The sequence below is a fragment of the Streptomyces sp. DvalAA-14 genome (assembly GCF_900091855.1).
Classification (GTDB): domain Bacteria; phylum Actinomycetota; class Actinomycetes; order Streptomycetales; family Streptomycetaceae; genus Actinacidiphila.
Genome location: NZ_FMCH01000352.1, coordinates 1 through 11,593, shown reverse-complemented (window position 1 = coordinate 11,593; position 11,593 = coordinate 1). Strand labels below are relative to the sequence as shown.

Sequence of the window (11,593 nt, the reverse complement as noted above, 5' to 3'; positions counted from 1 at the left end):
GGTGGTGCGTCGGCGCCCCAGGAGATCCTGGGCAGCTCGCCCTGCGGCGCCGCCGGCCAGGCGGGCCCGGGGACTTCGGCCCGGGGCGCCCCGGGGTCCTCGTCCAGGAACATCGGCCCCGACTCGTCCACCGCCGGGCCGGAACTCTGCGCCGGGACGTGCTTCGCCGCCGGGAAGGAGGGCGGATCCGGCACCGCGGCGCCGGGCGCCGGCGCCGGCCGGCTCGTCCCCGGCACCCAGGCCGCGCCGTTCCAGTAGCGGATGTAGTCCGGAATCGAGGGGTCGGGGTAGTAGCCCGGGGCAGGCGAGGCGGCGGGCGAGGAACCGGACGAGCCAGACGTGGGTGCGCTCATGGTTCACGGATTCCGTATCTGCTCGGCCGGGTTGTGCGTCCACCGGGTTGTGCGTCCACATCTACCAGACCGGTGGGCCCGTCGGGTCCCGTCGCGCGCCTCCTTACCCCTACGTGCCACCGGGCGCGCGCGCTTCTGCAAATCTGAACCAAATCCCGGCAACCCGCGTAATGGTTGGAGAGGCACGCGCTCTCTCCAGGTGCAGGCCCCGAAGCGCAACCTCCCGGCAGGGGCCACCGCGCCGAGGAAAGGACGTCGACTCATGCAGACCGTGGTGGAACGCGAACTCGAAATGCAGCTGGTCCTGTCACCGGAACGAAGCATTCCGGTGCCGGTGCGGCTGGCCTACCGCACCGTGGATCCCTATGCGGTCCACATCGTCTTCCATGTGGGCTCGGACACCCCGGTGAACTGGACGTTCGCCCGGGAGCTGCTCGTGGAGGGGGTGTTCCGGCCGTGCGGCAACGGCGACGTGCGGATCTGGCCGACGAAGGTCAACGGCCGCAGCGTCATCTGTATCGCGCTCAGCTCCCCCGACGGCGACGCGCTGCTGGAGGCGCCGTCCTCGCCGGTGTCCGCCTGGCTGGAACGCGCCCTGCGGGTGGTGCCGCCGGGCACCGAGCACGAGCAGCTCAGCATGGACGACGGGCTGAGCCGGCTGCTCGCCCCGGCGGCCGGCGACGAGGCGTGGCTGCGGGACCCGTGCGCCGGCCAGGACGACACCCCGGACGCGAGTGCCTGAGCCCGGCACCCCGGTCCACCGCGGCGCCCCGGGCCGGACCTCGGCCCGGCCCGAGGCCGCCGGTCAGAACAGCTTGCCCGGATTGAGCAGCCCCAGCGGGTCGAAGACCGCCTTCACCTGCCGTTGCAGCTCGACACCGGTCGGCCCCAACTCCCGTGCCAGCCAGTCCTTCTTCAGCAGCCCCACCCCGTGTTCACCGGTGATGGTGCCGCCCAGCGCCAGACCGAGCGCCATGATCTCGTCGAACGACTCCCGGGCCCGCCCGGACTCGTCGGGATCACCGGCGTCGAAGCAGACCACGGGGTGGGTGTTGCCGTCCCCGGCGTGCGCGCACACCCCGATCGTCAGGTCGTACTTCGCCGCGACCGCGGCCACCCCGTCGAGCATGTCCCCGAGCCGGGACCGCGGTACGCACACGTCGTCGATCATGGTGGCGGTGGACACCTTCTCCAGCGCGGTCAGCGACAACCGCCGTGCCTGGAGCAGCAATTCGGACTCGGCCGCGTCCTGCGCCGGTACGACATCGGTGGCGCCGGCCGCCCGGCACAGCTCGCCGACCGCGGCCAGTTCGGCGGTCGGGTCGGGGGTGTCGAAGGCGGCCAGCAGCAGGGCCTCGGTGCTCTCCGGCAGCCCCATCCGGGCCATCGCGTTGACCGCGCGGACGGTGGTGCCGTCCATCAGCTCCAGCAGCGACGGTGCGTGGCCGCCGGCCATGATCGAGCAGACCGCGGCGCCGGCCGCGGCGGCCGACGGGAACTCCGCCACCAGCGCGAGCTGTTGCGGCGGCGCCGGCCGCAGTGCCACCACCGCCTTGACCACCACCCCGAGGGTGCCCTCCGAGCCGACGAACAGCCGGGTGAGGTCGTAGCCCGCGACCCCCTTGGCGGTGCGCCGGCCGGTGGTCAGCAGCCGGCCGTCGGCGAGCACCACCTCCAGGCCGAGCACATACTCCGCGGTGACGCCGTACTTCACGCAGCACAGGCCGCCGGCGCCGGTGCCGATGTTGCCGCCGATGGTGCACATCTCCCAACTCGACGGATCCGGCGGGTAGTACAGGCCCTGCTCGGCCACCGCCCGCGACAACACCGCGTTCACCACGCCGGGTTCGACCACCGCGATCCGGTCGACCGGGTCGATCTCCAGGATGCGGTCCATCTTCGTCAGCGAGAGCACCACGCAGCCCTCGCTGGCGTTGGCCGCGCCGGACAGCCCGGTGCGCGCCCCCTGCGGCACCACCGGCACCCGCAGCGCGGTCGCGGTCCGCAGCACGTGCTGCACCTCTTCGGTGCTGCGCGGCAGCACGACGACCGCGGGTGTCCCCGCCGCGGAGAAGCTCGCCATGTCGTGCGCGTAGGACACGGTGATGTCGGGGTCGGTGATGACCGACCCCTCGGGCAGGCCGGAGCGGAGCAGCTCGATCAGGTCAGGCATACAACCAGCCTGTCACCTGGATCGCGCCGCCTCAATCGTCCGGCGGACCGAAGGAGAACGGGGTGCCCGGCCGGGAGACGTCCGGCCGGGCACCCTTTGCGCACCCGCGGATCACATCCGGGCGTAGCTCGAAGCGCTGATCAGGTCGAAGGGCAGCCAGAGCACCGGGCTCGCGTCCGTCGGCGGGGTGGTGGTGGCCAGCAGTGCCCGGTCCTGGGCGCTGAGGGCCTGCCGGTAGACGCGGACCTCGTCGAGGGAGCCGGTCAGCGGCTGGGTGCCGTCGACCTTGCTGCCCAGCCGGATCCCGTTGACGGCGAAGGTGTCCGGGGCGGTCAGGGCCCCGTCGCCGAGGGCGGCCGGCGGGGACGTGACGGTGCCGGCGGCGGTGGTCACCGACAGGGTCAGGGAACCGCCCGAGCGGAGCAGCGTCAACTGGTGCCAGCTGTTGTCCCCGAACGCGACCCGGGAGCCGCTGTCCTTGACCAGCAGGCGGGCCTCGGAGGTGCCGGTCGCGACATCGGCGTAGATGCCGTCGTTGCCCGGGCTGGCCCGGAGCCACAGCTGCCGTTCGGCGCTGCCGGCCCCGTAGGCCCACAGGAGCACCTGGTCCGGCGAGGCGGCTGTCGCCGCGTACTTGAACCACAGGGAGACGGTGAAGTCGGAGGTCTCGCCCGGTCGGCGGGGGACGGCGGACGGGGCGACGGCCTCCGGTGCCAGCGCGAGGCTGGGGCTGTACGGCACCAGGGCCGCGTTCCCGGTCGTCCCGGCCAGCCGCAGGCCGGTGCCCGACTCGCCCTGCGGGTCGAGGCTTCCTCCGTTCAGTATCTGGGCGCTGTTGCACCAGCCGGAGTGGTCGGGGGTCGCGGGCGTGCTGGCGGCGGCCCGGTCGGTCGGGAGGGAGTAGATGTACTTGCCGTCGAAGCTCCAGCGGACCGACAGGCCGGAGGTCGGCGCCAGGTCTCCGCCGTCGGCGACCGAGGCGATCTCGGCGGCGCCCAGGGCGTGGTCGTAGAGGCGGAATTCGTCGATGTCACCGCTGAGGACCTTGGTGCCGTCCGGCTTGGATCCGAGCCGCACCCCGTCGACACCGGTCGCCTTGGTGCCGGTGAGTGAGCCGCTCAGCGGCGCGGTGGCCGGCACGGTCTGCGAGACGTGGCGAACGTGGTTCACGTCGTCCACGATGCTGAGCTGGGCGGTACTGCCCTGGCGCTCCAGGGTGAACTGGTGCCAGGCGTTGTCACCGAGGTTCACCGTGGCGGCGGTGTCCATCTGCACCGTCGAGCCCGTGTCCGTCTCGATCAGCGCTCGCAGCGCCGAGCCCGCGGCCGTCGGCAGGGCCTGCACCCACACCTAGGCCGGTGTCGTCGTGCCCTTGGGTCCGTAGGCCCAGAGCAGGGCGCGGGCGGTGTTGTTGGTGGCGGCGGAGAATCGGAACCACATGGAGTACGTGAAGTCGTGGTCGGCGACGTCCAGCGCCGGGGTGAGCTCCGAGGTGACGCCTGGATCGGCCGCACTGATCGTCAGCGCGTCGCCGAATTCGGGCGACGCGGAGGCGACATGCGAACCCCCGAGGAGGGTGCCGTCGGTGCAGTGCTCGGACTCGTCGTCGAGGCCGTTGACGGTGGTGCTCAGATTCGGCGCGGAGGTCTGGTCGACGGTCTGGAACGGCAGCCGCAGGAGCAGGCTGTTGTTGGCCGCGGCGTCCTGCTGCGGGTCGGTGGAGGCCACCGGGGCGGCGCTGGTGGCGGGGGCGGCCAGCACGCCGCGCTGAGCGGCGGTCAGCGCGCTGTGGTAGAGCCGGAACTCGTCGATCGTGCCGACGAAGGGGTTGCTCGCCGCGGCGTCGGGCTTGGCGCCGATCCGGACACCGAGCACGCCGCTCGCGGGATCGTCGGTGACGTCGCCGGTGACCGCGCCGGTGCCGGGCGCGGCGGCCCGCTGGTCGACCTGGAGGCTGAGCTGGGTTCCGGTCCGGGTCAAGGTGACGAAGTGCCACTTGTTGTCGCCGAAGGCGCAGCCGCAGACGGTGTCGTTCGAGGTCACCGACGCGGTGTCGGCGGCGCCGCCCTGCGCCCACGCGTACAGCCGGTTGCCGGTGGCGTTGTTGGTGCCGCTCTGTGTTCTGAGCCAGACCTGCGGCTTGGTGCTGCCGGTGCCGTAGGACCAGAACAGGATCCGGTCCGGCTCGTCGGCGGCCTGCTGCTGGTACTTGAACCACAGCGAGTAGGTGAAGTCGCCCGTTCCGGTCCGCAGCGACCGCGAGTAGGGGACGTCGGCGAAGCCGCCGCCGCTGAGGGCGAGGTTCTTGTCGAAGGTCTGGGAGGTCGGGTCGGGCGTCGCCGGCGTGGACAGCGGATCGGTGCCGCTCAGCGACGCGGTGCCGTCGAGGTAGGCGTCGTTCGCCTGCGGCGAGGCGTCCGGGGTGGAGCCGGCCAGGTCCGGGACCGCCTGGGGCGAGGTGCCCGGAGGCGGGGTGTTGCAGCCGGTGTTGAGCTGTGCCTGGGAGAAGCGGGTGAAGCGGATCTCGGCGGCGGAGAAATTGGCGCCGCCCTCGTAGAGCAGGCCGATCTCGCTGTCGGCCAGCAGCGCCAGGTCGGAGTAGCCCGCCCGGTCGGCGACGGTGCCGCTGATCGGCGTGCCCGCGTTCCAGGCGCCGGTGCCGCACTTGGCCCAGATGGTCATATTGGTCTTCTTGGGCTGCCCGGCCTTGTCGGGCGGCGAGGTGACGACCTCTTTCGGCGCGGACAGCAGGAGTTCCTGCTGGTGGGTGGCGTCCGTCTTCTGCACGGTGAGCACGGAGCCCTGGATGTTGCCGGGGGACGGCAGCGCGTCGGGGACGAAGGCGGGCACGGACGGCACCGCTGTACCCACGGGATCGGGGACGGTCGCCGCGACCCGGTGGGCGCCGGTGGCGCCGCCGTCCTCGTCGCGGGCCGCCGCGTAGACCTGACCGTTCCCGACCTCGGTCACGCTGACCTCGGAGGGGTAGTAGCCGCTCGTGGAGGTGTGCGAGTCCACCGCGTGCGCGGCGCTCCAGGTCGCGGTGTCGTCGGCGTTCGGGTCCAGGTAGAGGTAGCCGGCGAAGGCCTCGCCGCCGTCCTTCTCATGCGCGCCGACGACAAGGCGGCCGGGATGCGATCCCCCGGTCAACTGCACGCCGTGGCCGGGCCCGGTCGCGAACCAGTTCGAGCCGCCAGCGGGCGGGTTCGGGTCGAGGTGGACGTTCAGCAGGGTGGGCGGGCTCCAGCTGACTCCGTCGTCGGTGCTCTCCTGCACCCACGGCAGCCTGGGGTAGCTGTTGTTGACCGGGTTCGAGGTGGACAGCAGATAGACCCGGCCGTTGAGCAGGTCGACCACCGGCGCGGGATTGCTGCGGGTGACGGGCGACCCGGCCTGGATCCCGGGCGGCACCGGGCCGGTTCCGTAGGCGTCGGGGGCGGTGTCACCACTGGCGACGACCCTGATGGGCCCCCAGGTACGGCCGTCGTCGGTGGAGCGGCGCTCCACGAGGTCGTTGTCGCCGCGGTCGCCGCAGGCCGGGTCGGCGCGGCCCTCCGCGAAGGCCAGCAGCGAACCGTTCTTCGTCCGGACCAGCGCGGGTATCCGGAAGCAGCCGTAACCGGCGGTGCCGGCCGCGAAGAGGACCTGCTGCGGTACGGAGGCGAGCGCCGAGTCGGGCGTGGAGTTCGCGACGCCTGCCGCCACGGCCTGGGGGGCGGCGCCGAGCGCGCCCGCGATGCCCAGGGCGACGCCGAGGGCGAGCCCGGCGACGGATTTTCGTCGTCGCCGGGTCCGGATGAAGGGGCCGGGAGCCGGCGGGACCGATGGTTCCTGTGAGTTTCCCGTGATCCGTTTCACCCAGGGAGCGTAACGATTCCGCACCCCGAATCGGCTGGTCGCAAGGGGCAGATCCGCGCCAGATGCGGGGCCTTTGCCTCCACTTCGACCGGTCGCCGCCGGCCGCCGGCGGCGGGGGCGGCGACCGGTCCGGGGCGGCCCGGCAGGGGCGGCTAGAGATTGCCCCGGCGCTCCTGCTCGCGCTCGATCGCTTCGAACAGCGCCTTGAAGTTGCCCTTGCCGAAGCCCATGGAGCCGTGCCGTTCGATCATCTCGAAGAAGACGGTCGGCTTGTCCTGCACCGGCTTGGTGAAGATCTGGAGCAGGTAGCCGTCCTCGTCGCGGTCGGCGAGGATCTTCAGCTCACGCAGGGTGTCGATGGGCACCCGGGTGTCGCCGACCCACTCGCCGAGGGTGTCGTAGTACGAGTCGGGGGTGTCCAGGAACTCGACGCCGGCCGCCCGCATGGCCCGTACGCTCGCCACGATGTCGTTGGTGGCCAGCGCGATGTGCTGCACGCCGGGGCCGCCGTAGAACTCCAGGTACTCGTCGATCTGGGACTTGCGCTTGCCGGCGGCCGGCTCGTTGAGCGGGAACTTCACCTTGCGCGAGCCGTCGGCGACGACCTTGGACATCAGCGCGGAGTACTCGGTGGCGATGTCGTCGCCCACGAACTCCTTCATGTTGGTGAAGCCCATGACCTGGTTGTAGAAGGTCACCCACTCGTTCATCCGGCCGAGTTCGACATTGCCGACGCAGTGGTCCACCGCCTGGAACCAGCGCTTGGCGGGCGGCTCGACGACCGGCGCCGCGGCGTCGTAGCCGGGCAGGTAGGGGCCGTCGTAGCCGGTGCGGTCGACCAGGGTGTGGCGGGTCTCGCCGTAGGTGGCGATGGCGGCCAGCACCACCGTGCCGTGCTCGTCCTTGAGTTCGTACGGCTCCTCGACCCCGGTGGCGCCGTGCTCGATCGCGTAGGCGTAGGCGGCGCGGGCGTCGGGGACCTCGATGGCGAGGTCGAACACGCCGTCGCCGTGCGCGGCCACATGCGCGTCGAGGAAATGGCCGTAGGGGCTGTCGGCCTTGATGACGGAGGTGAAGACGAAGCGGGCGCCGCCGGACTCCAGGACGTAGGAGGCGGTCTCCCGGCTGCCGTTCTCCGGGCCGCGGTACGCGACGCGGCGCATGCCGAACGCGCTCGAGTAGTAGTGCGCGGCCTGCTTCGCGTTGCCCACGGCGAAGACGACGGCGTCCATGCCCTTTACGGGGAAAGCATCCCGGGTCTCAGTCATGTCAGAAGCGTCTCGCCGCCTCTCAAGGTGCGCAATAGTTCCGGATTCTGCTGGACATGCTGTACAGCTGGGACCTGGATCGATGGGTCAATCCGTACAGGATGACCATGGCGACGAGGGACGACGAGGGAAGGGGCCCCGGATGGGCATCGACGCGCTGGACGGGCGGCTGATCACCCTGCTGGACCAGGAGCCGCGGATCGGGGTGCTGGAGGCGTCCCGCCGGCTCGGCGTGGCGCGCGGCACCGTGCAGGCGCGGCTCGACCGGCTGATGGGCAGCGGCGTCATCCGCGGCTTCGGCCCGCAGGTCGACCCGGCGGCGCTCGGCTACCCGGTCACCGCCTTCGCCACCTTGGAGATCAAACAGGGCCAGGGCGCCGAGGTGCGCGCCCACCTGACCGGCGTGCCGGAGGTGCTCGAACTGCACACCACCACCGGCCGGGGCGACATGCTCTGCCGGCTGGTGGCCCGCTCCAACGCCGACCTCCAGCGGGTGATCGACCTGGTGGTCGGCTTCGAGGGCATCGTCCGGGCGTCGACCGCGATCGTGATGGAGAATCCGGTCCCGCTGCGGATCATCCCGCTGGTGGGGCAGGCCGCGCGGGACGAGTAGCGGCGCGTGCCGGGACAGCCGGCGAGCGCCAGGCCAGGGATCAGGTCGCGATACGCAAAGATTCTTTTGCACGGACCCTTGCAAAGGAATCTTTGCATTCATAGGCTGCCCTCGTGCCCGACACTCCCGCGGACGACGTCCGCCGCCCCGAGCCGGACCGCCGCACCGTCCGCCGCCTCGACCCGCGTTCACTGCGCGGCCTCGCCCACCCGCTGCGCATGCGGCTGCTGTCCGCCCTGCAGGAGTCCGGCCCGGCGACCGCCTCAGGGCTCGCCGACCGGCTCGGCGAGTCGAGCGGCGCCACCAGTTATCACCTGCGCCAGCTCGCCTCGTACGGCTTCGTCGAGGACGACCCGGACCGCGGCACCGGCCGGGAGCGGTGGTGGAAAGCGGTCCACCGCGGCACCGGATTCGACGACACCGACGCGTTCATGGCGCACCCGAACCCGGCGGTGCGCGGCGCGTTGACCACCTACATGCATGAACTGGCCGCCGAGCACGCCGAGCAGTTGGACACCTGGCTGGGCACCGCGCACGAGTGGCGGGAGCCCTGGCGGAGCGTCGGGGAGCTGAGCGGCTTCAGCCTGCGGCTCACCCCCGAGCTGGCGCTCGAACTCGCGACCCGTGTGCACGAGTTGATCGAGGCCTACCGCGACCGGGTGCCCGAGCCGCCGGCCGGCGAGCACCCGCGCAGCCCCGCGCCGGACGGCTCCGCCGCCGTCCGCGTCCACTTCCACGCCTTCCCGCGCCGGATCGACTGACCGTCCCGGGCGCCCTCCGGTCCCCTGCCGCCACCGCGGCCCCGCCCCCTCGGGAGACCTCGCATGAGCTCGTCAGGCATACCCGCGACCGGCCCGGAGCGACCGGTCCGCGACCGGCGGCCGCTTTCCTTCCTGCTGACCGCCAACGTCATTTCCATCGCGGGCAACATGCTCACCCTGGTCGCCGTGCCGTGGTTCGCCCTGGAGAGCACGGGCAGTGCGGCCCGCGCCGGGCTGGTCGCCTTCGCGGCGACGCTGCCGGTGGTGGCCGCCGCGGTGCTCGGCGGCCCGCTGATCGACCGGCTGGGCCTCGCCGTCAGCAGCGTGCTCTCGGACGCGGTGTGCGCGCTGGCCGTCGCGGCCGTACCCGTACTGCACCTGGCCGGCGACCTGTCCTACGGTGCGCTGCTCGTCCTGGTCGGTGTCAGCGGGTTGTTCCACGCTCCCGGCGAGACCGCCCGTGAGGTACTCATGCCGCGGCTGGCCGAGCGGGCCGGGACGACGATCGCCCGGGGGTCGAGCGCCTACGAGAGCGCCTCGCGCGGGGCCCGGATGCTGGGCGCGCCGGTGGCCGGCGTGCTGATCGCGGCGATCGGAGCGGCGAACGTCCTGCTGCTGGACGCGGGCACCTTCGCGGTCTCGGCGGTACTCATCGGCTTCGGCGTACGGGACGGCGCCCGGCCGCCGGCGCGTCCCGGCGGGACGACGCTCGCCGGCTACCGGGCCGAACTGCGCGAGGGGTTCGCCTACTTGTTCGCGGCCCGGCTGCTGCTCGCCGTGGTGGGGATGGTCATGGTGACCAACGCGCTGGACCAGGCCTGGTCGTCGGTGCTGCTGCCGGTGAACGCGCGCGAGCACTTGGGCGGTTCGGTCGCCGTCGGCGCGGTGTCCGGGACGGTGGGCGCGGCGGCCCTGGTGGGCTCGCTGCTGTACGGAACGTTCGGGCACCGGCTGCCGCGGCGCGGGCTGTTCATCGGCGGGTTCCTGCTGGCCGGCTTCCCCCGGACCGCCGTGGCCGCCCTGGTCCCGGGCCTCACCCCGCTGATCGTCACCTGCGCGGTCTGCGGCCTCGGCGCGGGCGTACTCAATCCGATCATCGGTACCGAGATGGTGCGCCTGGTTCCGGAACGGCTGCGCAGCCGGGTGTTCGGCGCGGCCAACTCCGGGGTGCTGGTGGCGGTACCGCTGGGCGGCCTGCTCGGCGGCTGCCTCGTGCAGTACACCGGCCTCACCGCGGCGAACCTGACGGTCAGCGCGATCTACCTGCTGACGACGCTCAGCCCGCTGGTGCTGCCGGCCTTCCGGCAGTGGGACGCGGCGACGGCCGGCGAGGACACCGGGACCGTCGGCGCCGTCCGGCCCGTCACGGGCGACGCGGAGCCGTAGGGCCGGCGGAAACGGCCGACGCGCGACGGGCGGCCGTCAGCAGGACGGGGTCTGCTGGCCCGCGCGCAGCGCGGACAGGGCGGACAGGGTGCCCTTCAAGGTGGTCACCGCGATCAGCCGCAGGCCGTGCGGGAGTTGGGCCTTGGCGTCACCGCACTCGTCGCGGGGCACCAGGAAGACGGTGGCGCCGTCGCGGCGGGCGGCCTGTTCCTTCAGCGGCACCCCGCCGACCGCGCCCACGGAGCCCGAGGCGTCGATCGTGCCGGTGCCGGCGATGACCCGGCCGCCGGTGAGATCGCCGCCGTGGCCGTCGCCCGCCACCTTGTCGATGATGCCGAGGGTGAAGAGCAGCCCGGCGCTGGGACCGCCGACGTCGGCGAGTCGCAGGTCGACCTTGACCTTGGCCGGGGACAGGCCGAGCTGTCGCAGCGCCGCCGAGGTGGCGGCGTTCTGCGAGTCGGTCATCTCCCGCTGGTTGACCTTCGTGATCTCCTTGACCGAACCGCCGCTGGGGTAGACCGCGTCGCGCGGCATCGCCGCCTGGTCGGTGTCGAACCACGCCTTGGCCACGTCGGTGAAGTGCACCGAGGCGTTGGGCTCGGTGGCCGAGATGGTCACCAGCCGCAGCTGCCCGCTGGTCCTGCGCAGCGGCGCGCCGGTGACGCTGATCACCGGGGCGCCCCGGTCGGTGCCGAGGACGTCCGTGGTCGGACCGGGCACGACGATCGACACCGGCAGGGGCGCGAAGGCGGCCACCGCCAGCAGGACGGCCACGACCGCCGCGCACGCGGCGAGGATCAGGGGCCGGCGGGAAAGCGTAGGCATGCGCCCGACCCTAATTCACCGGGCGGCCGGGCTCGGCCCCGCCCGCGTCACGGTCGGCTCACGGTCGGCGCCGGGACGACTCGGGCGGCGCCCGGACCGTGCCGCGCCCGCCGGCTCAGCGCAGGGCGTCCGCGACCTCGGTCGCCGCCTCCATCACCCGCACGCCCACCCGCTCCGGTACGGCGTCGGCGAGCATCACCACGCCGACGCTGCCCTCGATGCCCGGTACGCCCAGCAGCGGGGCCGCCGCGCCGCTCGCGCCGGCCTCCAGCTCGCCGTGCGTCAGGACGTAGCGGAGCTGGGCGGGCGCCGGCCCGGCTCCGTTCGCACGGTCGACGCCGTCGGGGCGGCCGGCC

At 72.8% G+C, this 11,593-nt stretch carries 10 protein-coding genes and 1 pseudogene; 4 read left to right on the top strand and 7 right to left on the bottom strand.

All coding sequences use genetic code 11. The features are described 5' to 3' along the window. Positions 1-353, bottom strand: a 353-nt coding sequence (locus GA0115240_RS18040) for a DUF2510 domain-containing protein (protein ID WP_141708878.1), incomplete at its 3' end; no start/stop codon positions are given. Positions 354-615: 262 nt separating this feature from the next. Here GA0115240_RS18040 and GA0115240_RS18035 point away from each other — a divergent pair. Further along, entirely contained in the window at positions 616-1,095 is a 480-nt protein-coding gene (locus GA0115240_RS18035) for an SsgA family sporulation/cell division regulator (protein WP_093737701.1), read from the top strand. Between the two features lie 63 nt (positions 1,096-1,158). On the opposite strand, the gene GA0115240_RS18030 is transcribed toward GA0115240_RS18035, so the two are convergent. The 4 genes from GA0115240_RS18030 to hppD form a co-directional block, all read right to left on the bottom strand. Further along, the gene (locus GA0115240_RS18030; RefSeq protein WP_093737700.1) at positions 1,159-2,526 is read right to left on the bottom strand and encodes an FAD-binding oxidoreductase; all 1,368 of its coding nucleotides are present in this window, start codon (positions 2,524-2,526) and stop codon (positions 1,159-1,161) included. 111 nt (positions 2,527-2,637) lie between these two features. Further along, the gene (locus GA0115240_RS18025) at positions 2,638-3,876 is read right to left on the bottom strand and encodes a LamG domain-containing protein (protein WP_093737699.1); all 1,239 of its coding nucleotides are present in this window, start codon (positions 3,874-3,876) and stop codon (positions 2,638-2,640) included. After that, a complete protein-coding gene (locus GA0115240_RS18020; RefSeq protein ID WP_141708877.1) occupies positions 3,877-6,384 on the bottom strand; it encodes a sialidase family protein in 2,508 nt (835 codons plus the stop codon). A gap of 152 nt (positions 6,385-6,536) precedes the next feature. Next, on the bottom strand, positions 6,537-7,652 hold the full coding sequence (hppD, locus tag GA0115240_RS18015; RefSeq protein WP_093737697.1) for a 4-hydroxyphenylpyruvate dioxygenase: 1,116 nt from the start codon (positions 7,650-7,652) through the stop codon (positions 6,537-6,539). Between the two features lie 142 nt (positions 7,653-7,794). Between hppD and GA0115240_RS18010 the strand changes: the two genes are divergently transcribed. The 3 genes from GA0115240_RS18010 (at position 7,795) to GA0115240_RS18000 (ending at position 10,412) form a co-directional block, all read left to right on the top strand. Then, a complete protein-coding gene (locus GA0115240_RS18010; protein ID WP_093737696.1) occupies positions 7,795-8,265 on the top strand; it encodes an Lrp/AsnC family transcriptional regulator in 471 nt (156 codons plus the stop codon). Between the two features lie 113 nt (positions 8,266-8,378). Beyond that, positions 8,379-9,026 carry a winged helix-turn-helix domain-containing protein gene (locus GA0115240_RS18005; RefSeq protein ID WP_256069866.1) on the top strand — a complete coding sequence of 216 codons (648 nt, stop codon included), beginning with the start codon at positions 8,379-8,381 and terminating at the stop codon, positions 9,024-9,026. A 63-nt stretch (positions 9,027-9,089) separates the two neighbouring features. Continuing rightward, positions 9,090-10,412: an MFS transporter gene (locus GA0115240_RS18000; protein ID WP_093737695.1), complete on the top strand. Its 1,323-nt coding sequence runs from the start codon at positions 9,090-9,092 to the stop codon at positions 10,410-10,412. A 36-nt stretch (positions 10,413-10,448) separates the two neighbouring features. Here GA0115240_RS18000 and GA0115240_RS17995 read toward each other — a convergent pair whose 3' ends face one another. Beyond that, positions 10,449-11,237: a hypothetical protein gene (locus GA0115240_RS17995; protein ID WP_093737694.1), complete on the bottom strand. Its 789-nt coding sequence runs from the start codon at positions 11,235-11,237 to the stop codon at positions 10,449-10,451. A 115-nt stretch (positions 11,238-11,352) separates the two neighbouring features. Next, positions 11,353-11,593 (bottom strand): annotated as a pseudogene (locus tag GA0115240_RS17990) (IclR family transcriptional regulator); the annotation flags it as partial.

What these genes read in the sequence shown, in the direction of transcription:
- GA0115240_RS18010 (WP_093737696.1), top strand. Translation starts at nt 7,795, where the DNA reads ATGGGCATCGACGCGCTGGACGGGCGGCTGATCACCCTGCTGGACCAG.
- GA0115240_RS18000 (WP_093737695.1), top strand. Translation starts at nt 9,090, where the DNA reads ATGAGCTCGTCAGGCATACCCGCGACCGGCCCGGAGCGACCGGTCCGC.
- GA0115240_RS17995 (WP_093737694.1), bottom strand. Translation starts at nt 11,237, where the DNA reads ATGCCTACGCTTTCCCGCCGGCCCCTGATCCTCGCCGCGTGCGCGGCG.
- hppD (WP_093737697.1), bottom strand. Translation starts at nt 7,652, where the DNA reads ATGACTGAGACCCGGGATGCTTTCCCCGTAAAGGGCATGGACGCCGTC.
- GA0115240_RS18030 (WP_093737700.1), bottom strand. Translation starts at nt 2,526, where the DNA reads ATGCCTGACCTGATCGAGCTGCTCCGCTCCGGCCTGCCCGAGGGGTCG.
- GA0115240_RS18035 (WP_093737701.1), top strand. Translation starts at nt 616, where the DNA reads ATGCAGACCGTGGTGGAACGCGAACTCGAAATGCAGCTGGTCCTGTCA.